The sequence below is a fragment of the Shimia sp. Alg240-R146 genome (assembly GCF_947331465.1).
Taxonomy (GTDB): Bacteria; Pseudomonadota; Alphaproteobacteria; order Rhodobacterales; family Rhodobacteraceae; genus Shimia.
Map to the genome: position 1 here is coordinate 595,853 of NZ_CAMZOK010000002.1, position 19,703 is coordinate 615,555.

Annotated in this window: 20 protein-coding genes; 17 read left to right on the forward strand and 3 right to left on the reverse strand. The window is 57.6% G+C overall.

The window, feature by feature from the left end; all coding sequences use genetic code 11:
- Nucleotides 1–7: 7 nt before the first annotated feature.
- Nucleotides 8–301, reverse strand: a complete 294-nt coding sequence (locus PG871_RS12120; RefSeq protein WP_270729647.1) for a DUF6476 family protein — start codon at nucleotides 299–301, stop codon at nucleotides 8–10.
- Here PG871_RS12120 and PG871_RS12125 point away from each other — a divergent pair.
- The 4 genes from PG871_RS12125 (at nucleotide 300) to PG871_RS12140 (ending at nucleotide 4,484) form a co-directional block, all read left to right on the forward strand.
- The gene (locus tag PG871_RS12125) at nucleotides 300–1,334 is read left to right on the forward strand and encodes an RluA family pseudouridine synthase (protein WP_270729648.1); all 1,035 of its coding nucleotides are present in this window, start codon (nucleotides 300–302) and stop codon (nucleotides 1,332–1,334) included. The two genes, PG871_RS12120 and PG871_RS12125, sit on opposite strands and share 2 nt — an antisense overlap.
- Nucleotides 1,335–1,558: 224 nt before the next feature.
- Nucleotides 1,559–2,455, forward strand: coding sequence for an RNA polymerase sigma factor RpoH (gene rpoH, locus PG871_RS12130; protein WP_270729649.1), 897 nt, complete (start codon nucleotides 1,559–1,561; stop codon nucleotides 2,453–2,455).
- A 79-nt stretch (nucleotides 2,456–2,534) separates the two neighbouring features.
- The gene (locus PG871_RS12135) at nucleotides 2,535–3,509 is read left to right on the forward strand and encodes a capsular polysaccharide export protein, LipB/KpsS family (protein ID WP_270729650.1); all 975 of its coding nucleotides are present in this window, start codon (nucleotides 2,535–2,537) and stop codon (nucleotides 3,507–3,509) included.
- 12 nt (nucleotides 3,510–3,521) lie between these two features.
- Complete coding sequence (locus tag PG871_RS12140) at nucleotides 3,522–4,484, forward strand: Gfo/Idh/MocA family protein (RefSeq protein ID WP_270729651.1); 963 nt, start codon at nucleotides 3,522–3,524, stop codon at nucleotides 4,482–4,484.
- 18 nt (nucleotides 4,485–4,502) lie between these two features.
- On the opposite strand, the gene PG871_RS12145 is transcribed toward PG871_RS12140, so the two are convergent.
- Nucleotides 4,503–5,675 (reverse strand): dipeptidase, encoded by a 1,173-nt coding sequence (locus tag PG871_RS12145; RefSeq protein WP_270729652.1) that lies wholly within the window; start codon nucleotides 5,673–5,675, stop codon nucleotides 4,503–4,505.
- Between the two features lie 166 nt (nucleotides 5,676–5,841).
- Between PG871_RS12145 and PG871_RS12150 the strand changes: the two genes are divergently transcribed.
- Both PG871_RS12150 and PG871_RS12155 read left to right on the forward strand, forming a co-directional pair.
- Nucleotides 5,842–6,276, forward strand: a complete 435-nt coding sequence (locus tag PG871_RS12150; RefSeq protein WP_270730886.1) for an NAD(P)H-dependent oxidoreductase — start codon at nucleotides 5,842–5,844, stop codon at nucleotides 6,274–6,276.
- 211 nt (nucleotides 6,277–6,487) lie between these two features.
- Entirely contained in the window at nucleotides 6,488–6,784 is a 297-nt protein-coding gene (locus tag PG871_RS12155) for a hypothetical protein (RefSeq protein ID WP_270729653.1), read from the forward strand.
- A 108-nt stretch (nucleotides 6,785–6,892) separates the two neighbouring features.
- Here the strand turns inward: PG871_RS12155 and PG871_RS12160 are convergent, their stop codons facing one another.
- Complete coding sequence (locus PG871_RS12160; RefSeq protein ID WP_270729655.1) at nucleotides 6,893–8,710, reverse strand: M3 family oligoendopeptidase; 1,818 nt, start codon at nucleotides 8,708–8,710, stop codon at nucleotides 6,893–6,895.
- A gap of 121 nt (nucleotides 8,711–8,831) precedes the next feature.
- Here PG871_RS12160 and PG871_RS12165 point away from each other — a divergent pair, with 121 nt between their 5' ends.
- The 11 genes from PG871_RS12165 (at nucleotide 8,832) to PG871_RS12215 (ending at nucleotide 19,425) form a co-directional block, all read left to right on the forward strand.
- On the forward strand, nucleotides 8,832–9,662 hold the full coding sequence (locus tag PG871_RS12165; protein ID WP_270729657.1) for a fumarylacetoacetate hydrolase family protein: 831 nt from the start codon (nucleotides 8,832–8,834) through the stop codon (nucleotides 9,660–9,662).
- Between the two features lie 164 nt (nucleotides 9,663–9,826).
- The gene (locus tag PG871_RS12170; RefSeq protein WP_270729658.1) at nucleotides 9,827–10,990 is read left to right on the forward strand and encodes an isovaleryl-CoA dehydrogenase; all 1,164 of its coding nucleotides are present in this window, start codon (nucleotides 9,827–9,829) and stop codon (nucleotides 10,988–10,990) included.
- An 85-nt stretch (nucleotides 10,991–11,075) separates the two neighbouring features.
- Complete coding sequence (locus PG871_RS12175) at nucleotides 11,076–11,570, forward strand: lysozyme inhibitor LprI family protein (protein WP_270729659.1); 495 nt, start codon at nucleotides 11,076–11,078, stop codon at nucleotides 11,568–11,570.
- Nucleotides 11,571–11,574: 4 nt separating this feature from the next.
- Nucleotides 11,575–12,051, forward strand: a complete 477-nt coding sequence (locus PG871_RS12180) for a lysozyme inhibitor LprI family protein (protein WP_270729662.1) — start codon at nucleotides 11,575–11,577, stop codon at nucleotides 12,049–12,051.
- A gap of 16 nt (nucleotides 12,052–12,067) precedes the next feature.
- Nucleotides 12,068–13,675, forward strand: a complete 1,608-nt coding sequence (locus PG871_RS12185) for a carboxyl transferase domain-containing protein (RefSeq protein ID WP_270729663.1) — start codon at nucleotides 12,068–12,070, stop codon at nucleotides 13,673–13,675.
- The gene (locus PG871_RS12190; protein ID WP_270729665.1) at nucleotides 13,675–14,031 is read left to right on the forward strand and encodes a hypothetical protein; all 357 of its coding nucleotides are present in this window, start codon (nucleotides 13,675–13,677) and stop codon (nucleotides 14,029–14,031) included. Before PG871_RS12185 ends, PG871_RS12190 begins: the two co-directional genes overlap by 1 nt.
- Entirely contained in the window at nucleotides 14,013–15,965 is a 1,953-nt protein-coding gene (locus tag PG871_RS12195; protein ID WP_270729666.1) for an acetyl/propionyl/methylcrotonyl-CoA carboxylase subunit alpha, read from the forward strand. Before PG871_RS12190 ends, PG871_RS12195 begins: the two co-directional genes overlap by 19 nt.
- The gene (locus tag PG871_RS12200; RefSeq protein WP_270729668.1) at nucleotides 15,965–16,630 is read left to right on the forward strand and encodes a glutathione S-transferase family protein; all 666 of its coding nucleotides are present in this window, start codon (nucleotides 15,965–15,967) and stop codon (nucleotides 16,628–16,630) included. The genes PG871_RS12195 and PG871_RS12200 overlap by 1 nt, the downstream gene beginning before the upstream one ends.
- Nucleotides 16,631–16,632: 2 nt before the next feature.
- On the forward strand, nucleotides 16,633–17,502 hold the full coding sequence (locus tag PG871_RS12205) for a hydroxymethylglutaryl-CoA lyase (protein WP_270729670.1): 870 nt from the start codon (nucleotides 16,633–16,635) through the stop codon (nucleotides 17,500–17,502).
- Nucleotides 17,495–18,280, forward strand: coding sequence for a crotonase/enoyl-CoA hydratase family protein (locus PG871_RS12210; RefSeq protein ID WP_270729672.1), 786 nt, complete (start codon nucleotides 17,495–17,497; stop codon nucleotides 18,278–18,280). The genes PG871_RS12205 and PG871_RS12210 overlap by 8 nt, the downstream gene beginning before the upstream one ends.
- A gap of 149 nt (nucleotides 18,281–18,429) precedes the next feature.
- Nucleotides 18,430–19,425 carry a sulfotransferase gene (locus PG871_RS12215; protein WP_270729674.1) on the forward strand — a complete coding sequence of 332 codons (996 nt, stop codon included), beginning with the start codon at nucleotides 18,430–18,432 and terminating at the stop codon, nucleotides 19,423–19,425.
- Nucleotides 19,426–19,703: the final 278 nt, after the last annotated feature.

Below are 19,703 nucleotides of genomic sequence, written 5' to 3' on the forward strand. Positions count from 1 at the left end.
CCGCGTGCTAGTCCAGCGCCACTTCCTGACGCAGCGCGCCGGTGATACGGTCATAAATCAAGATGCGGTCATCATCGGTCACCAGTGCGTACCAGCCGTCACCGGTGGTCACAGCCTGTACGGCAACTCCGTCAGGCAAAGTGATCTCTTCGGGAAGGATTGGCCCGTCGTCACGGAAGCGCATGACAATCAGCGCGACCACGGTTACAAGCCCGACAATCATCACCGTCGTCAAGCCTGTGACCAGCAACCGCAAAAACCGCAGGTTGGCTGGCTCGATCGGGTCCGGAGCATCTGTCATGGCTGAAGCCTTTGTTACTTTCGTGATCGCGGAAAACCCGCCCAAGCGTCTTGATAAGGCGCTTTCGCTGAATGTGCCAGTGGAGGCGACTCTGTCGCGCACACGGCTGGCGAAATTGCTGGTTGACGGCTCAGTCAAGGTGGACGGCGTTGTGGTGCGCGATCCCAAAGCCAAGGTTACGGGCGGCGAAACCGTCGAGATCGCGGTGCCGCAGGCCGAAGAAAGCCACATCGGCCCTGAAGACATCCCGCTGGATGTGATTTGGGAAGACGACGATCTCATTGTGATCAACAAGCCGACGGGCATGGTGGTTCATCCGGCGCCCGGTACGCCAAACGGCACGCTGGTCAATGCGCTGCTGCATCACTGCGGCGACAGCTTGTCCGGTGTCGGGGGCATGAAGCGCCCCGGAATAGTCCATAGAATTGATAAAGAAACCAGCGGGTTGCTGGTCGTAGCTAAATCTGATGCCGCGCATCAAGGGTTGGCAGATCAATTCGCCGCCCACACAGTCGAGCGCTACTATCGCGCGGTTTGTTATGGGGTGCCTGATGCCAACGATCCGCGCTTGCGCGGCGTGCGCGGGGTGAACTTTGAGCCCGGCAACATCATGAAAATCACCACCCACCTGGCGCGGCACAAGACGGATCGTCAGCGTCAGGCAGTGCTGTTTGAAGGCGGGCGACATGCCGTCACAAGGGTGCGCATTGTTGAGCCGTTCGGAACGCCAGCGGTGGCCGCATTGGTGGAATGTTGGTTGGAAACCGGCCGTACACATCAGATTCGCGTGCATTTGACCCACGCCGGACATGGCTTGATCGGCGATCCGGTCTATGGCGGGCGGCGTAAGCTGGCCGAAAAAGCGGTTGGGGCGGCGGGGCTGGAAGCGGCAAAGACATTTTCGCGACAGGCATTGCACGCGGCTGTATTGGGATTTGTACACCCTGTGAGCGGAGAAGATCTGCGGTTTGAGGCTGAAATGCCTGAGGATATGGCCGCGCTGATCAGGGCGCTGGGCGCTGGCGCTGGGTAACCTTTTCCAACTTGGGCAGAGGATTGCAGCGCATTTTCGTTTCCATCGGCAACAAACTGCACATGCGCGAAAAAGCACAGAAAAGCCTGTGGTGCCGCTGTGGAAAAAATCTTAACCTTTTAGAGAGAAAATCGCCGAGCGCCATTGAAAGCCCGTTAGCGCTGACTAAATAGATGTTAACGATATAAACATTATGGCACTTGTTACTCAGAGGGAGGACAAAGATGGCAAACTATGCAAACCTGCCGGCCCCAACACCAGAAGGCGGCCTGAACCGCTATCTGCAGGAGATCCGCAAATTTCCCCTTCTTGAGCCGGAAGAAGAATACATGCTCGCCAAACGCTGGGTGGAAGAGCAAGACGCTGAATCCGCTCACAAAATGGTGACATCTCACCTGCGTCTCGCAGCCAAGATCGCGATGGGTTATCGCGGCTATGGCTTGCCGCAAGCCGAAGTGATTTCTGAGGCCAACGTCGGCCTGATGCAGGCCGTCAAACGTTTTGACCCGGAAAAAGGCTTCCGTCTGGCGACCTATGCCATGTGGTGGATTCGCGCCAGCATTCAGGAATACGTCCTGCGGTCGTGGTCGATGGTGAAACTGGGAACCACATCTGCGCAAAAGAAGCTGTTCTTCAACTTGCGCAAAGCCAAAGCCCGTATTGGTGCGTTGGAAGAGGGCGATTTGCGCCCTGAAAACGTGGCCCGCATTGCCAATGATCTGGGTGTGACCGAAACCGAGGTGATCTCGATGAACCGCCGCATGTCGGGCGGCGACGCGTCCCTGAACGCGCAGGTCGGCTCCGAAGGCGAAGGCACCATGCAATGGCAGGATTGGCTTGAGGACGAAGACGCTGATCAGGCGGGTGACTATGAGGCTAAAAACGAGCTTGATGCCCGTCGTGAGCTGTTGGCAGAAGCAATGGCGGTTCTGAACGATCGTGAGAAAGACATACTGACCCAGCGCCGGTTGGCAGAGAAGGTGGTCACGCTTGAAGACCTGAGTGGTCAGTACGACGTGAGCCGCGAGCGTATTCGTCAGATCGAAGTGCGCGCCTTTGAAAAGCTGCAAAAACGCATGCGTGAATTGGCGGCGACCAAAGGAATGCTTACAAATCATTAAGACACTCTCTTGGCGAATGTCAGGAAACAGTTTAGCCTCTTCCGTGCGAACGGAAGAGGCATTTTTATGAGCAGAAACAATGGCTGATCGGGGGGTGGTGCTACATCTACCAGAAAGCTGGCTGGCACCTAACAGCACGGAAATGCTGCCGTTTTATCAAAAGCTGAAGGCAGGTTTTGATGAAATTGGGGTGCCGTGGCGCACCGAGGCTATTGACCGCGACAACGCCCTGAAGCGGATCGCGCAAGACGACTGGTTTCACATTTTCAACCACAGCCATATTCAGCATGATCGGGTCTTAAACGCGGGCGTGGCCTACGTTTACCCGTTCTGGAATGTGGACCCTTTGGGCATTCGGGCGTTTTCCTCCATTGCAGATACCAAATTTGTGTCGGGCAAAATCGACGATGACAAGGCGCGGCGGTTCTTTGGCCGTCTGCGGCGGCGCTGGATGGACAAACGCAGCTCTCGTTATCCGCAACCCGAAGAGTCGCTGACGATACCGGATGACTCGGTGGCGGTGTTTTTCCAAAGCGAAAGCGACCGCAATGTGGACGAAACCTGTTATATGGATCGATGGACCATGTTGGAGACCGTGCTCAAAAGCTGGGACGGCTCAGTGGTCGTGAAACCTCACCCCAAAGATCATGATCCCATGTTGGGCGAGCGGCTTGAGGCGATGCAAAAGGTCTATCCCGATCTGCACGTCGTAACGGGAAACATCCATGACATTCTGGCGCAATGCCAACGGGTTGTGACGATCAACTCGGCTGTGGGGATCGAGGCTTACATGCACCGGAAACCGGTGATTTTGTGTGGTCAGGCGGATTTTCATCACCTCGCGGATGTGGCCCGCACGCCGGAAAAGCTTCAGGTGTTACTTGAGCAAGAACCGCGCGGTCGGGTTTATGCCAAATACCTATATTGGTATTTCGGGCTGCAATGTTTGGACGCCAGCCGGCGCGACAAGGTGATTGCCAGACAGGTTGTGCGCCGGATGGCCGCGCAAGGATACGACATAAAAGCAAGCGCCAAGAAACTGGCGGCGGAATAAGGACCAACGACAATGGCAGTTATCAGATGGGGCATTCTTGGCGCCTCCAATTTTGCTTTGGACAAAATGGGCCCGGCCATTCACGCTGCCAAAGGAGCCAAACTGGTGGCGCTGGCGACCTCCAGTCCGGACAAGGCTGTGCCGTTTTCCGCCTTCGCGCCGGATTTGCAGGTGCATACAAACTACGAGGCGCTGCTGGCAGATCCGGACATTGACGCGATCTACATTCCATTGCCTAACCACATGCATGTAGGCTGGTCGATCAAGGCGCTGGACGCGGGCAAAGCGGTTCTGTGTGAAAAGCCGATCGGTATGGACGTCGCAGAGATTGACCGCTTGATCGCTGCACGTGATGCCGCCGGGCTTTTGTGTGCCGAAGCCTTCATGATAGTGCACCACCCACAGTGGCAGCGCGCCAAAGCCCTGTTGGCTGAGGGTGCGGTTGGCAACCTGCGCCACGTAAACGCCGCCTTTTCATTCTTTAATGATGATGCCGGCAACATCCGCAATCAGGCGGCGGCAGGCGGCGGTGGATTGCGCGACATCGGAGTTTATGTGATGGGCAGCGTGCGCTATGCGACGGGGCAGGAGCCGAGGCAACTCGACTATGCACGTGCCGAGATGGACAATGGTGTCGATCTGTTTGCCGACATGGGATTTTCCTTTCCGGACTTCACCTATCAGGCCTTTACCTCGATCCGCATGGCGCCCCGCCAAGAAGTGCATTTTCACGGCGATCAGGCGGTCATGAGCCTGACCTGTCCGTTTAATGCCGGCGTGTTTGATCAAGCCGAAATCCACATCAGCCGCCCTGATATGAGCGTTTTGATCGAGCGGTTTCCACGGGTGAATCACTATGTAGAACAGGTCGAAGCCTTCGGGCATGCATTGCGCGATGGTGCGCATTACGCATGGACGCTTGAGGACGCACGCGGCACACAGGCAATGATGGATCAGGTATTTGAGGCGATCTAAGTCGCCGCAAACATCGTTTTATTTCAAACGTGTACGCAACACACGCAGCATGTTTTCGCCCATGACCTTGCGGATTTGCGGCTCATTCAGGCCTTGAACCATCAGCGCCTGTGTGATCGCCGCCACTTCGGCGGTGTCAAAGGCCGTCGGCACGGACCCGTCAAAATCCGAGCCCAGAGACACATGATCTTCGCCCACCACATCCACGGCCGCGCGGATGGTTTTGGCCACGCCAAGCGGGCTGTCGTCGCAGGTCACATCGGCCCAATAACCGATGCCAACCACGCCGCCGGTGGCCGCGATCTCGCGCATCAAGGCGTCTTCAAAGTTGCGTTTGACCGGACAGTTGGAATGGATGCCTGTGTGGCTGACGATGATGGGCATATCTGTCATTGCCAGAACATCCATCGCCACCTGAGGGCTGCTGTGGGCAAGATCGAGCACCAGATTGCGCTTTTCAATGGCTGCAACAACCTGACGACCAAAATCGGTCAGACCTTTGTTGCCGGTGCCATGCAAAGAGCCGCCAAGTTCGTTGTCAAAGAAGTGTTGTAGCCCAATCACGCGATAGCCTGCGTCCTGCAAGCCTTGCAGTTTGGCAAAGTCGCCCTCCAGCGGGTGTGCGCCTTCGACACCCAACATGCCGCCGGTGACATTCTGCCCCGCGGCGCGATCCGCCAGCAACTGCTCCATTTCGGCGCGCGTGGTGATCACACGCAATTGCCCGTCAGAATTTTCCGCCGCCTTGTGTAGACGCGCGGCCTGAAACAGCGCACGTTCGTAAAGTGAGTCCCACGTGACAACAGGCCAAAGCTGCCCAATGGCCAAAAGGGTGATGTTGTCTTGCGCGTCTGCTGAGTTCTCATCGTAGTTCTGACCGGCCGGTGATTTGGTCACCGCGGTAAAGACCTGCAAAGCCACATTGCCCTCAATCAGGCGCGGAATGTCGACCTGACCGCGATTTGCGCGTTTCAGAGGATTGCGTTTCCAAAGCAGCGTATCAGCGTGCCAATCCCCAACGATCAACGTGTCATGCAAGGCCTGCGCCTCGGCGCTGACATCAAACGGATCGTGCGGAGCAACGGTGTTGCGCGATTTCTCGACATACCCCGGGGCAAAGATCAAAAAAGCCGCCACGGCCAGACCAACAAGCAACAACAGCCGCCCCAGCCATTTTCCAATTACACGCATCACAATTCCCCGATTTTGTTTTTTGTGACGGTAAGCGCTCCTGTAGGTTTGGCAAGAGTGACGTGAGGCCTTAACGTGTGGCGGATCCCAATTGATGTGACAGCGCAGGGGCAACGGCTTGAGTTTATTGATCATCTACCATTCGCGTACTGGCGGCAGCCGCCAGATGGCAGAGGCAGCCCATGCCGCGGCATCGGCCGAAGGGCCCGCGATCCTGTTGCCCGCGGCCGAGGCAGGCCCAAAGGATTTGCTGGCCGCCGGGGGGTATATTTTCTGCGGGCCGGAAAACCTGGCGGCATTGTCGGGCGTGATGAAGGAGTTCTTTGATCGGTGCTACTATCCCGTGCTGGGTCAGCTCAACGGTCGGCCCTATGCACAGATGATCTGTGCTGGCTCAGATGGCGACAACGCCGCGCGGCAACTGGCGCGGATCACGACGGGGTGGCGTTTGAAAGAGGTACAGCCGCCGGTGATTGTGAATACGCGGGCGCAAACCGAGAAACAGATTTTGGCAGATAAGGTGTTGGGCGAAGGGGACTTGAAGCCCTGCCGCGAGATGGGCGCCGCGCTGGGGGCAGGGCTGGCGATGGGGATGTTTTAATCAGCGTGGGAGGGGTCGAACTTTGATCCGTGATCATTTCTGTTTGCTGGCAAGAATAGCCGCCGAACTCCCAGCCACTGCCGGCGATTAGGGATTTGGCGCGACCTATGGCAGAGTAAAGCTCACATCAATAGGTATTCAGGAGGGCTAGCTTGTGGGCAAACCGTTACAAATTATTGCTACCGCCGTTGCATTCTTAATCGTCGGAGGTGTGACCACTGACGTTTACGCCAAGGACAAAGGCGTTAAGGGAGGCGACAAAAAGGTTCAGGTCGACAAAAGCAAAGCCAAGAAAGTGCCGCCTGGACAAATCAAGAGGTACACACGTGGAGCGAAGTTGCCGACCGATCTTAAGTGGAAAGACATCGGCGATTTGTCGGGTTGGAAACTTAAGCCGCCTGGCAAGGGCAATCGCTATATTCGCGTAGGAGACGAGATTTTGGAAGTTTCCGACGATCTGACCACTGTTGTGGATGCGGTTGGGATTGTTGGTGATCTTCTGAAATAGAAAAGGCGCTACCCAATTTGAGGTAGCGCCCTTTTTTCGGTCGTGAACTTGCGGTGGTAACTCTGCCGCGGGAAGGGAAGGAGAAACTGTTCGCCGATCTTTGGGAACTCACTCCATCGCTTCAAGCTCATCAATCATGTCCGAAATCATCGACAGACCCTTGTCCCAGAATTTCGGATCCGACGCATCCAGCCCGAACGGCGCCAGCAGATCTTTGTGGTGCTTTGACCCACCTGCCTTGAGCATGTCGAAATACTTGTCTGCAAAGCCTTCACCGCCCTCGGCATAAACCGCATAGAGCGCGTTCACCAAGCCATCACCAAATGCGTAGGCGTAGACATAGAACGGCGAGTGCACGAAGTGGGGGATATAGGCCCAGAAGGTTTCATAGCCTTCCATATATTCAAACGCCTCACCAAGGCTTTCGGCCTGCACCGACATCCACAGCGCGTTGATATCCTCGGGCGTCAGCTCGCTTTCGCGCCGTGCGGCGTGCAGTTTGCATTCAAAGTCATAAAACGCGATCTGGCGCACAACTGTGTTGATCATGTCCTCGACTTTACCGGCCAGCAGTATCTTGCGCTGCTCTTGGGTTTCGGCCTTGTCCAGCATCGCGCGGAAGGTCAGCATTTCGCCAAACACAGACGCGGTTTCCGCCAGCGTCAGTGGTGTTGACGACAGCATCTCGCCCTGTTCGGCGGCCAGCACTTGGTGCACACCGTGGCCCAGCTCATGCGCCAAGGTCATCACGTCGCGCGGTTTGCCAAGGTAGTTCAACATCACATAGGGGTGCACATTGGTGACGGTGGGATGGGCAAACGCCCCCGGCGCTTTGCCCGGTTTCACACCCGCATCGATCCAGCCTTTGGTAAAGAACGGCTCGGCAATTTCCCCCATGCGTGGGTCAAACGCGGTATAGGCGTCCATCACGGTTTGCTGCGCTGTGGCCCAATCCACGGTTGACGGATCTTCCATCGGCAGGGGCGCGTTGCGGTCCCAGACCTGCATCACATCCAGACCCAGCCATTTGCGTTTCAACTCGTAATAGCGGTGGCTCAGCTTGGGGTAGGCGGCAACAACCGCATCGCGCAGCGCCTCAACCACTTCGGGCTCAACATCGTTTGACAGATGGCGACCGGCTTGGGCGGACGGCATATTGCGCCAGCGGTCGATAACCTCTTTTTCCTTGGCGGCAGTGTTGTGCACGCGGGAGAAAATCTTGATGTTTTCGCCAAAGACTTTGGCCAACTCATGGGCCGCCGCTTCCCGCTTGCTGCGATCAGGGTCGGTCATAAAGTTCAGCGTGCCTTCGATGTTAAACTCTTCGCCGTTCACATCAAACGTCAGGCCCGCGATGGTTTCGTCAAACAGGCGCTCCCACGCATCACCGACAACACCCATGTCATGCAGGAATTTTTCCAACTCATCAGACAACTGGTGCGGCTTCATTGCACGGATGCGGCGGAAGACCGGTTCATACCGTGCAAGCTCTTCGTTTTCTGCAAAATGTGCCGCCATGACGTCGTCGTCCAAACGGTTCAGTTCCAGCGTGAAAAACACCAGCGGAGTGGTGAATTCTGTCAATTTTTCCTGCATGTTGGCCATGAACTGCGCGCGTTCCGCGTCGGTGGTCAGCTGATAATACCGCAGGCCTGCATAAGACATGATGCGACCGGAAATCTGCGAGATCTTTTCATTGCGCAGAACACTTTGCAAAAATTCTGCGGCGTTCAGTTCGCCAAGCTTGCCTTCGTAATCCGCAGCAAAAGCAGCGCATTCGCCCTCAAGCCACTCCAGATCGGCGGTCAATTCGGGCGCATCATCGCCGGTATAGAGATCGGACAGATCCCATTCAGGCAGATCGCCGAAACCACCGGAACCGGCGCTGGCATTGGCATCAAAAACGGGAAAAGGCAGGTTGAACATGAGACGTCCTTTGAACGGAAAGCTGTTTGGCAACAGATAGGCAGAGTGCACCGGTAGCTTCAAGGGGTGGTTGCGCTTCGGCGAACGCCCGCTAGCATGTCTATCAACAAGGAGGGCCAAAATGCGGTTTCTGAGATATGGTGAAGTTGGCCAGGAGAAACCTGGTGTTTTAGACGGCGAGGGGCGCATCCGGGACCTCAGTGGCGTGGTTTCGGATCTGGCTGGCGATGTGTTGACGGACTTGCCTAGTGTTGACCCCGAAAGCTTGCCGCTGGTGGAGGACCACCCGCGTATCGGTGCTCCGGTGGGGCAGGTGGGCAAGTTGCTGTGCATTGGCCTGAACTATCGCGACCACGCCGAAGAGGCGGGTATGCCCATTCCCGAAGAACCGATCCTGTTTATGAAAGCCACCAGTGCGATTGTCGGCCCTGACGATCCGGTGATCCTGCCGCGTGGCTCTGAAAAAGGCGATTGGGAAGTCGAGCTTGGCGTTGTGATCGGCAGGCCTGCGAAATACGTGTCCGAGGAGGACGCGCTGTCCCATGTGGCCGGCTATTGCGTGGCCAACGACGTGTCAGAGCGTGCCTATCAACTCGAGCGTGGCGGTCAGTGGACCAAAGGCAAGAGCTGCGACACCTTTGGGCCTTTGGGGCCGTGGCTGGTGACGCCGGACGAGGTGGTTGATCCGCAAGCGCTGGATTTGTACCTCGACGTCAACGGCGACCGGATGCAGACCGGTACAACCGCTTCGATGATTTTTGGTGTGGCGCAAGTGATCAGCTATCTCAGCCATATGATGACCTTGCATTCGGGCGATGTTATCGTGACAGGCACACCTCCGGGCGTCGGAATGGGCATGACGCCCCAGCGGTTCTTGCAGGCGGGGGATGTGATGGAATTGGGCATCGAAGGCCTAGGCAAACAGCGCCAGCGCGTGATGCAGGACGGCTGACACCGACAATTTGTCCAATTTATTAGGAAAAACGCACAGGGAAATCTGTGCGTTTTCTTGGTTTTGGGCCATCCGGGAAGGGCAGCATCCACAAAGTATCTTGATCAAAAAACCGACTCGGTCTAGTAATTGAACAGCTGTTCAATAATGGGAGATTCGGACAGATGTTCATGCACTCGATGACTTTCGACCTTGGTGAAGATATCAACGCGCTGCGCGACATGGTGCACCGCTTTGCGCAAGAGCGCATCAAGCCTATGGCCGCTGAGATCGATCAGAAAAATGAATTCCCCAACGAACTTTGGAAAGAATTCGGCGAACTGGGCCTTTTGGGCGTTACAGTCCCCGAAGAATTCGGTGGCGCGGATATGTCCTATCTGGCGCATGTGATTGTCTGCGAAGAAATCGCGCGGGCCTCGGCCTCTGTGGCACTCTCTTACGGTGCACACTCCAACCTCTGCGTGAACCAGATCAAGTTGAACGGCTCGCCCGAGCAAAAAGCAAAGTATCTGCCGCGTTTGCTGTCTGGTGAACACGTCGGTGCGCTAGCGATGTCTGAACCCTCCGCTGGCTCCGACGTTGTGTCGATGAAGCTGCGCGCCGAAAAGAAGAACGACCGCTTTGTTCTAAACGGCAATAAATACTGGATCACCAACGGACCGGATGCCGACACTCTCGTGGTCTATGCTAAGACCGACATGGATGCAGGCTCTCGTGGCATCACCGCCTTCCTCATCGAAAAAGAGATGAAAGGTTTCTCCACCAGCCCCCACTTTGACAAACTCGGTATGCGCGGCTCCAACACCGCAGAGCTGATCTTTGAAGACGTTGAAGTGCCGTTTGAAAACATCCTCGGCGAAGAGGGCAACGGTGTTGCGGTTCTGATGTCCGGTCTGGACTACGAACGCGTGGTTCTGGCGGGTCTTGGCACCGGCATCATGGCCGCCTGTCTGGATGAAGTCATGCCCTACATGGTGGAACGCAAACAGTTTGGTCAGCCCATCGGCAATTTCCAATTGATGCAGGCCAAGATCGCGGACATGTACACGGCTATGAACTCCGCGCGGGCCTACGTCTATGAATGTGCCAAAGCCTGCGACAGCGGTCTGATCACCCGTCAGGACGCGGCAGCATGCTGTCTTTACGCTTCTGAGGTTGCGATGACGCAGGCCCATCAGGCTGTGCAAGCCTTTGGCGGCGCGGGCTATCTGTCTGACAACCCTGTGGGGCGCATTTTCCGCGATGCCAAGCTGATGGAAATCGGCGCTGGCACCAGCGAAATCCGCCGTATGCTTATTGGTCGCGAACTGATGAGCGCACAGAGCTGAACATGAATTGATTTTGAGGGTAGGGCGCTGCGCCTGACGCGGCTAAGCTGCCCTCAAAATTGATTTGGAGAGTTTTGACATGTGGATGATTTTGGCATTTTCGGCGGGTGTGGCCACGGCTTCGGATACCGCAGATGTGGTGGGGTTTGACCCGATCATCACACAGCGCTGTTTGGCGGCCATGAGCGACAGTCAGACCCCGCGCAGCTGCATCGGAGCCAGCGCCAACCATTGCATGGAAACCACCGAAGGTGGCTGGTCCACACGCGGCATGAGCATCTGTCTTGATCAGGAACTGCAATATTGGGACAAGCGTCTGAATGCGGCTTACGGCAAAGTCCGCACGATGCGCAAAGCAACCGATAAAGAAATGGCCGACATCGGCTCGGCCGCGCCCTCGCAGGCCGACGCCCTGCTGGCAATGCAACGCGCGTGGATCACCTATCGCGACGCCACATGTGACTATGAACGCTCCCATTGGGGCGGCGGCACAGGCGGCGGTCCGGCCACGCTCAGTTGCCATATGTATATGACGGCCGAGCAAGCGCTTTTCCTCGAAGCCGATGCAATTGTGGAGTGATCTGATGCGGTTTTTCTCACTCCTTTCAGCACTTTGCCTGAGCAGCGCCGCCTTCGCGCAAGACGCGTTTTCGCCCGAGGAAACTGAGGCCTGCCTCGCAGGTCTGGATCGCAAAACCGACCGTCGCGTTTGTGTTGGTGCCTCGGCGCGGAGCTGCAGCCATGAACAGGATGACGCGATATGTATGGCCGCCGAAATCACCTACTGGGACACGCGGCTCAAGGTGGCTTACGCGCTGGTGTTGGACCGTTCCAAAGGCAAGGACGACGACGCGCATCACCTGAACTTGCAGCCTCGCGATCAGGCCGGCGCGTTGGCGACGGCGCAGGACAGTTGGCATACCTATCGCGCGGACACCTGCGCGTTTGAACAAACGCTGTGGGGTTCTGGTCAAGCCGATGCGCCGGAGGTGCAGACGTGTCACCTCTATCTGACCGCGGAGCAGGTCTTTTACCTCGAAGCTGTGGCTTTGATTGAATGAGAAACGGAAAGTAACGATGAGCAAAATCCAGTCCAAGGTTATCACGGGCTCTGATGATTTCGCCGCCAACCGCGCAGCGCATCTGGAGATGATCGGCACCGTGCGCGAAGCCGCGCAGGCGGCAGCACAGGGCGGCGGCGAGAAATCTCGCGCTCGTCATCTCAGCCGTGGCAAAATGCTGCCGCGCGACCGTGTGGCTGGGCTGCTTGATCCGGGCTCACCTTTCCTTGAAGTCGGCTCTACGGCGGCGCATGGCATGTATGACGGGGCCGCGCCCTGTGCTGGCGCCGTGGCTGGTATCGGTCAGGTGCACGGCCAAGAGGTCATGGTGGTCTGCAATGACGCCACCGTGAAGGGCGGCACCTACTATCCGATGACGGTCAAAAAACACCTGCGCGCGCAGGAGATTGCCGAAGAAAACAACCTGCCGTGTGTTTATCTGGTCGATTCTGGTGGCGCCAACCTGCCGCAACAGGATGAGGTTTTCCCGGACCGCGACCACTTTGGCCGCATCTTTTATAATCAAGCCAACATGTCCGCCAAAGGCATCCCGCAGATTGCTGTGGTCATGGGGTCCTGTACCGCTGGCGGCGCCTATGTTCCCGCGATGAGCGACGTGACCATCATCGTCAAAGAGCAGGGCACAATCTTCCTGGCCGGCCCGCCTTTGGTGAAGGCTGCAACCGGCGAAGTTGTTTCAGCTGAAGACCTTGGTGGCGGTGACGTGCACACGCGCCTCTCCGGTGTGGCGGATTATCTGGCGGATGACGACGCCCACGCGCTGGCCTTGGCCCGCGACGCCCTGCGTCACCTCAACCGCACCAAACCGCAAACTGTGGATTGGCAAACGCCCGAAGAGCCTGCCTACGACCCAGAAGAAATCCTTGGCGTTGTGCCGGGCGGGTTGCGCACGCCTTATGACATCCGCGAAGTCATCGCGCGGGTTGTGGATGGCTCTCGCTTTGACGAATTCAAAAAACGCTTCGGCGAAACGCTGGTCTGCGGCTTTGCCCACGTTAAAGGTTGCCCCGTTGGCATCATCGCCAACAACGGCGTGCTCTATTCCGAAAGCGCCTCCAAAGGTGCACACTTTGTGGAACTCTGCTCTCAACGCGGCATCCCGCTGGTCTTTTTGCAAAACATCACCGGCTTTATGGTGGGCAGGAAGTATGAGGCCGAAGGCATTGCACGCCACGGAGCCAAGATGGTTACAGCCGTCGCCACCACCAAAGTGCCCAAAATCACCATGTTGGTTGGCGGCTCCTTTGGGGCTGGCAACTATGGCATGGCGGGCCGCGCCTATTCCCCACGGTTTCTGTGGTCATGGCCGAATTCGCGCATTTCCGTGATGGGCGGCGAACAGGCGGCAGGCGTTCTGGCCACCGTCAAGCGCGACTCCATTGAGCGCCAAGGCGGGGAATGGTCGGCAGAAGAAGAAGCCGCCTTCAAACAGCCAACGCTCGATATGTTTGAAGAACAAAGCCACCCGCTATACGCGTCCGCCCGCCTGTGGGATGACGGCATCGTCGACCCGCGCAAAACACGCGACGTGCTGCACCTGAGCCTGACGGCAAGTTTGAACGCCCCAATTGAGGAGACACGTTTCGGCGTGTTCCGGATGTGATGCCACAAAAACGGTTTAGAAGCCCTCAGGAAAAGAAGCGTTTGTCTTATGAGAAAGACAGGCGTGACACCTATGGTGAGAACAATAAGAGTTCTCGGAAAAACGTTCCTAGAGGTAAAGCAATAGGCAACCGCGCGTTGCGGCGGGCAGGGAATGGGGGATGGATCGATGACCCTGATCGCGCCGAGGATGAATTTCGGAAAAAGGCACAAAGCCGTTTTAAGAAAGCACCCCATGCACCTTTGGGCGACGTGGTCCAGGCGAAGATTAGTCGAAGGCTGATCAGCGTAGGCGCAAAACAAATGAGAAGAGATTTGAAGGGGCGGGAGGCCACGAAATGTTTGAAAAAATCCTGATAGCCAACCGGGGCGAAATTGCCTGCCGCGTAATTGAAAGCGCCCGTGAGATGGGTGTGAAAACCGTCGCCGTCTACTCCGACGCCGATGCCACCGCCAAGCATGTGGCGCTCGCCGATCAGGCGGTGCATATCGGCGGGCCTGCGCCCGCAGACAGCTACCTCAAAGGCGATGTGATTATTCAGGCCGCGCTTGAGACCGGCGCGCAGGGCATTCACCCCGGCTACGGTTTTTTGTCGGAAAATCCTGAGTTCGTCGACGCGGTAGAAGCTGTTGGCCTGACTTTCATCGGCCCGTCTGCGGATGCCATTCGCGCTATGGGTCTGAAAGATGCGGCCAAGGTTCTGATGGAGGAGGCCAATGTGCCGGTTGTGCCGGGCTATCACGGTGCCAATCAGGACGCGGCATTTCTGGCAGAGCAGGCCGAGGCCATCGGCTATCCGGTACTGATCAAGGCTGTCGCGGGCGGTGGCGGCAAAGGTATGCGCCTTGTTGAGCAGACCGCAGATTTTGCGGACGCATTGGCCAGTGCCCAAGGTGAAGCAACCACATCTTTTGGCAATGCGGATGTGCTGATCGAGAAATACGTCACCAGCCCACGCCACATCGAGGTGCAGGTCTTTGGCGACGGCACCAACGCCGTGCATCTGTTTGAACGTGACTGCTCCCTGCAGCGCCGCCACCAGAAAGTGATTGAGGAAGCCCCCGCGCCGGGCATGACCGCCGAAATGCGCGCCGCGATGGGCGACGCCGCTGTGCGTGCGGCTGAGGCGATCAACTACAAAGGGGCCGGCACCATCGAATTCATCGTGGACGGCTCCGATGGCCTGCGCCCCGACGGCTTTTGGTTTATGGAAATGAACACCCGTTTGCAGGTGGAACACCCCGTGACCGAGCTGATCACCGGCGTTGATCTGGTGGAATGGCAATTGCGCGTTGCCTCGGGCGAACCCCTGCCCAAACAGCAGGACGAGTTGACGATCACAGGCCATGCCTTTGAGGCTCGCATCTATGCCGAAGACGTGCCCAAGGGCTTCCTTCCTGCCACCGGCACGCTCTCCCATCTCGAATTCCCCGCCGAGGCCCGCATCGACAGCGGCGTCCGCGCTGGGGACACGATCAGCCCTTGGTATGATCCCATGATTGCCAAGTTGATCGTGCACGGACCCACACGCGACGTCGCGCTCAAGCAACTCGAGCGCGCCCTGCGCTTCACCGACATCGGCGGCACCGTCACCAACGTCAGCTTCCTCGCGCTTTTGGCGGCACAGTCAGACTTTGTCGCGGGCGATGTCGACACCGGCCTGATCGAGCGTCACATCGACACGCTGGCCGCGCAACCTGTGGCGTGCACTAAAGCGCGCTCCGTCGCGGCCCTGACCGCAATGGGCCTGATGGAAATGGTGCGCGGTGCGCCCAAGCCCATTCTTGTGCTCTGGTCGCCGATGACCCACGTGATCGACCTGACGCATAATGACGAGGCCATTACCGCCCGCGTCACCGTGCATGACACGGCCGATTTTACCGTAGATCTCGGCGAAGCACAGCATCACGTGACCTATAAGGGCGGCGCATGGTGGGTGGACGCAACCAAAGTTCTGGCCCGCACCGCGCGTCACGGCGATGAGTTGACCGTGTTTTGGGGCAACGGCTACCGCTTCCACGTGGTTGATCCGCTGGTGCGCGAAGACGCCGAAGGGGCAGGGGGCAATGTGGTTGTCGCGCCGATGCCCGGATTGGTGAAAGCCGTGTTTGCCAAGGCCGGTCAAACCGTTTCCAAAGGCGACCGCCTGGCCATTTTGGAAGCCATGAAGATGGAGCACTCCCTCTTGGCGCCGCGTGACGGTGTGGTGGCCGAAGTGTTGACCGCTGAGGCTGCGCAGGTAGAGGACGGTGCTGCCTTGATCCGACTGGAAGACGAGGAAGACATCTGATGGCTGCCAAATTGCATTCCATCGCCGGCAGCCGGTCTTTTCGGGTGAACTGGCTCCTTCAAGAGCTTGGAGAGCCGGTCGAGATCGTGCCGTATCAGATCATGGACGGCTCCTTGCAACGCCCTGACTTCAAGGCCAAAAGTCCGGCCCGCCGCGTGCCTGCGTTGGAAATCGACGGGCGCGTGCTTTTTGAAAGCGGCGCAATTGTTCAATACCTCTGTGAAACCCGCACGGGCCACGACCTCATGCCGGCCATCGACAGTGCTGAACGCGCGGACTGGCTGCAATGGTTGCACTACCCTGAAACGCTGGGCGCGGGCATTCAGAACCTCAACATGCAGCATCTCTTTCTGCCCAAGGACTGGATGAAATCGCCCACCGTGATGGGTATCGAAACCAAGCGGCTGGCGATTGCGCTCAAGGCGGTCGAAGGCGCGTTGACGGATGGTCGCGACTATCTGCTTTCCAGCGGTTTTTCTGCAGCGGATGTGATGATGGGATTCACGCTCGACAGCGCCCGCCGCTATGTGCGCTTTGACAACTACCCGCAGACGGCGGCTTATCTGGCTAGATTGAAAGCGCGAGAGGCCTACATTGCCGCCGAGGCCGCTGAAGGACCGCAACAATTCTACACCCAAGACTTCTACAACCTGCCGGAGAGCTGAGCATGGCTGACACCGTCGAAATCTTCGAGATGGGCCCTCGTGACGGGCTGCAAAACGAAAAGCGCCAGATCCCGACAGCGGAGAAAATCGCGCTGGTGGATTGTCTGAGCACCGCCGGTTTTAAACGCATCGAAGTGGCGAGTTTTGTCAGCCCCAAATGGGTGCCACAAATGGCAGACAGCGCCGATGTGCTGGCGGGCATCACGCGGGCAGGCGGTGTTAGCTACGCAGCTCTGACCCCGAACATGCGCGGTTTTGAAGGCGCGGTCGCCGCAAAGGCAGATGAAATCGCGATCTTTGGCTCCGCTTCTGAAGGGTTTTCCAAGGCCAACATCAACGCCACCATTGCCGAAAGCCTCGAGCGCTTTGCGCCCGTGGTTGCCGCAGCCCAAAAGATCGGATTGCCGGTCCGCGGTTATGTCAGCTGCGTCACAGACTGCCCTTACGATGGGCCAACCCCGCCTGAAAAGGTGGCCGAAGTGGCGAAACATTTGTTTGACGCGGGCTGCTACGAAATCAGCCTGGGGGACACCATTGGCCAAGGCACACCCGAGAGCATCACCGCGATGCTGAAAACGGTTCTTGAGGTGGTGCCAGCAGAGAAACTCGCAGGCCACTATCACGACACTGCAGGCCGCGCGCTTGCCAACATCGAAGCGTCGCTGGCCTTGGGCGTGCGCGTGTTTGACGCCGCCGTGGGCGGTCTGGGTGGCTGCCCTTATGCACCCGGTGCCAAAGGCAATGTGGCGACAGAGGCCGTCGATGTACGACTAAAAGAGCTTGGTTATGAAACCGGCCTGAACACAGCCATTCTTGCAAAAGCCGCCGACATGGCGCGAGCGTTGCGTTTTGAAGGAACGACAGATGTTTGAAACCCTGACTATAACCACGGACGATCGCGGCGTTGCCACGCTGATGTTGAACCGGCCGGAGAAACACAACGCCATGTCCGGCGCGATGATCGCCGAACTTACACAGGCCGCAAATCAACTGGGCGCGGACGACACTGCGCGCGTGGTCGTCCTTACGGGCGCGGGCAAAAGCTTTTGTGCGGGCGGCGATCTGGGGTGGATGCAGGCACAGATGGCGGCAGACAGCGAAACCCGCTTTGTCGAGGCGCGCAAGTTGGCCGAGGCGCTTCAGGCGCTCAACACCATGCCCAAGCCGCTGATTGGCAAGCTACAAGGCAACGCTTTTGGCGGTGGTGTTGGCATGGCCTCTGTTTGCGATGTGGCTATCGGCGTCGAGACGCTCACCATGGGGCTGACCGAAACCAAACTCGGTCTGATCCCGGCCACCATCGGCCCCTATGTGCTCTCGCGGATGGGTGAGGCCATGGCGCGGCGTGTCTTTATGTCTGCGCGCCTGTTCAAGGCGCCCGAGGCTGTGACATTGGGACTTCTGGCCAAAGCCGTTCCCGCCGAAGATCTGAACGCTGCGGTTGAGGCCGAAGTCACGCCATACCTCGTCTGCGCCCCCGGTGCCGTGGCGCGCGCCAAGGCACTGACCCGCAAATTGGGACCGGTGATTGATGATGCGGTAATCGACCACACCATCAACGAATTGGTTGTTTGTTGGGAAGGCCAAGAAGCCAAAGATGGCATCGGCGCGTTCTTCGCCAAGCAGAAAGCGCCTTGGGTCAAAGGCTGACGACGCTTCGGAGCGGTTTTATGAATTTCTTTTTTGCCACAAAACCGCGATGAGCCCACATCAAAGCGCCATTTGATCACGTCAGAGTTGTATGCTTGCCCGGACGGATGTAGCACTGTTGTGAGACCATGAAACACTGAGCCCTTTGCATGCCCACTTCCGAGACCGCGACTGGCGTTTCGCCTTTGACCGAGGGACACGCGAGCCTCGACGCTCGGACGTTGCTTTTTTGTATTGGCGCGCAGAAGTGCGGCACAACGCGGCTGCTTGACTATTTTCAGACCCATCCGGACATCCACACGCCGCCGCTTAAGCAAGTGCACCATTTTGACTTTGCCTTTTCGTCGCGGGGGGGCTCCAGGAACCAAGCCAAGATTACCGCCCGAAAACGTGCTGACATCGACCGCAGGGTGGATGGCGCACGTCAGCGACTAGAAGACAAATCCGCCAACTGGCCGGCAGAAAAAGTTGCAGAGGCCAAAGAGGCATTGCGGGTATTGGAATTGCGACAGGGATTGCGTCATGGGTCGTTGCCCTACGTTGACGTTTTGACGGACGGGCTGGGCGACGAACCGGTGGTGTGCGACGCAAGCTCGTCTTATGGCATGCTTGGTGCCAAAGCTTTTGCCGCGATGCGCGCCACACACACACGGACCAAGTTTATCTTTATCATGCGCGACCCTGTGGATCGTCAGTGGGGCGCATTTCGCGCGGCTCTGCGCACCAAACTGAGCAACGCCGCGAAAGATTTTGACCCCGATGCCTTTTTGTCGAGCTATATCGCTGACACGCCACGCCTAATTGCCTCAGACTACAAGGGCACGATTGAGGCGTTGCGCAAATCGGTGCCACCCACAGATGTACTATGCCTGTTTTACGAAACGCTTTTCCTGCCGGAAACATTGCGTGCAATAACGGACTTTATCGGCGTGCAGGAGTGTCCTGCCGAGTCCTTCAGGCCCAAAGGGTTGGCGGACGGGGGCTCGCCGCCTCCTGCTCAATTTACAAAGGTTTTCAGGGCACGGCTTGATCCAGTCTATGCCTTTGTGGCACGAAGGTTTGGCGCGCATGCGCCCTTGGTATGGGATTGGACGCCGAGGCAAATGGACATCATCGAAAAAGCGAAAAACGCCCCAAACATTTGACGTTCCTTCACCGCACCAAAAACCAATGGACTGAAGGGTAGCGGTAGTATCCGATAGAAATGCTCGGAATGGAGGCGAATGGGAATCAAAGCGCTCGGACGAGTAACTTCAAGAGGCGATCGATAAAAAACTTGTCAGGCCTAATGCCGCAGGTCGTCGCATCCTGCGCCCGAAACCCTTTAAAACAGGCGTAAACGCCTATTCCCGACAAGTCTCCAGCTGTGTCGTTCTTATTGACCCCGCCAAGGGCCAAGGGTAAACCCCGACAGAGACTTACT

Excerpts from the sequence above, each read along its gene's own strand:
- PG871_RS12195 (WP_270729666.1), top strand. The coding sequence starts at position 14,013 with ATGTTTGAAAAAATCCTGATAGCCAACCGGGGCGAAATTGCCTGCCGC.
- PG871_RS12200 (WP_270729668.1), top strand. The coding sequence starts at position 15,965 with ATGGCTGCCAAATTGCATTCCATCGCCGGCAGCCGGTCTTTTCGGGTG.
- rpoH (WP_270729649.1), top strand. The coding sequence starts at position 1,559 with ATGGCAAACTATGCAAACCTGCCGGCCCCAACACCAGAAGGCGGCCTG.
- PG871_RS12180 (WP_270729662.1), top strand. The coding sequence starts at position 11,575 with ATGCGGTTTTTCTCACTCCTTTCAGCACTTTGCCTGAGCAGCGCCGCC.
- PG871_RS12135 (WP_270729650.1), top strand. The coding sequence starts at position 2,535 with ATGGCTGATCGGGGGGTGGTGCTACATCTACCAGAAAGCTGGCTGGCA.
- PG871_RS12215 (WP_270729674.1), top strand. The coding sequence starts at position 18,430 with ATGCCCACTTCCGAGACCGCGACTGGCGTTTCGCCTTTGACCGAGGGA.
- PG871_RS12165 (WP_270729657.1), top strand. The coding sequence starts at position 8,832 with ATGCGGTTTCTGAGATATGGTGAAGTTGGCCAGGAGAAACCTGGTGTT.
- PG871_RS12190 (WP_270729665.1), top strand. The coding sequence starts at position 13,675 with ATGCCACAAAAACGGTTTAGAAGCCCTCAGGAAAAGAAGCGTTTGTCT.
- PG871_RS12170 (WP_270729658.1), top strand. The coding sequence starts at position 9,827 with ATGTTCATGCACTCGATGACTTTCGACCTTGGTGAAGATATCAACGCG.
- PG871_RS12205 (WP_270729670.1), top strand. The coding sequence starts at position 16,633 with ATGGCTGACACCGTCGAAATCTTCGAGATGGGCCCTCGTGACGGGCTG.
- PG871_RS12140 (WP_270729651.1), top strand. The coding sequence starts at position 3,522 with ATGGCAGTTATCAGATGGGGCATTCTTGGCGCCTCCAATTTTGCTTTG.
- PG871_RS12210 (WP_270729672.1), top strand. The coding sequence starts at position 17,495 with ATGTTTGAAACCCTGACTATAACCACGGACGATCGCGGCGTTGCCACG.
- PG871_RS12120 (WP_270729647.1), bottom strand. The coding sequence starts at position 301 with ATGACAGATGCTCCGGACCCGATCGAGCCAGCCAACCTGCGGTTTTTG.
- PG871_RS12125 (WP_270729648.1), top strand. The coding sequence starts at position 300 with ATGGCTGAAGCCTTTGTTACTTTCGTGATCGCGGAAAACCCGCCCAAG.
- PG871_RS12175 (WP_270729659.1), top strand. The coding sequence starts at position 11,076 with ATGATTTTGGCATTTTCGGCGGGTGTGGCCACGGCTTCGGATACCGCA.
- PG871_RS12160 (WP_270729655.1), bottom strand. The coding sequence starts at position 8,710 with ATGTTCAACCTGCCTTTTCCCGTTTTTGATGCCAATGCCAGCGCCGGT.
- PG871_RS12185 (WP_270729663.1), top strand. The coding sequence starts at position 12,068 with ATGAGCAAAATCCAGTCCAAGGTTATCACGGGCTCTGATGATTTCGCC.
- PG871_RS12145 (WP_270729652.1), bottom strand. The coding sequence starts at position 5,675 with ATGCGTGTAATTGGAAAATGGCTGGGGCGGCTGTTGTTGCTTGTTGGT.
- PG871_RS12150 (WP_270730886.1), top strand. The coding sequence starts at position 5,842 with ATGGCAGAGGCAGCCCATGCCGCGGCATCGGCCGAAGGGCCCGCGATC.